Below are 396 nucleotides of genomic sequence, written 5' to 3' on the forward strand. Positions count from 1 at the left end.
CATTTGCAACTGCGCATGGCTTATCAGGTCGACGGCGTGCGCACGTTGAACACGGCGTCGGCCCATTGGTGGGGCAAGCTGATGATCGGCATGCAGTACGCGCTGTTTCAAAGTGGCCCGATGTCGATGTCGCCGTCGCAACTGGGCGCGTTCGCGAAGTCCGATCCGGACGATCGCTCGCTCGCGCGGCCCGACCTCGAATATCACGTACAGCCGCTTTCACTCGATCGCTTCGGCGAACCGCTGCACCGGTTCAATGCATTCACGGCGTCTGTGTGCCAGTTGCGGCCGACTTCGCGCGGCAGCATTCATATCGAATCGGCGGACTCGTCGGCGCCGCCGTTGATCGCGCCCAACTATCTGTCGACGGATTATGACCGCCATGTGGCGGCGAAC

General features: G+C 62.1%; 1 pseudogene. It reads left to right on the forward strand.

The window, feature by feature from the left end:
* Nucleotides 1-396: pseudogene (locus SB753_RS35105) on the forward strand (choline dehydrogenase); the annotation flags it as partial.

This window comes from Paraburkholderia sp. SIMBA_053 (assembly GCF_046534895.1).
Lineage (GTDB): Bacteria > Pseudomonadota > Gammaproteobacteria > Burkholderiales > Burkholderiaceae > Paraburkholderia > Paraburkholderia caledonica.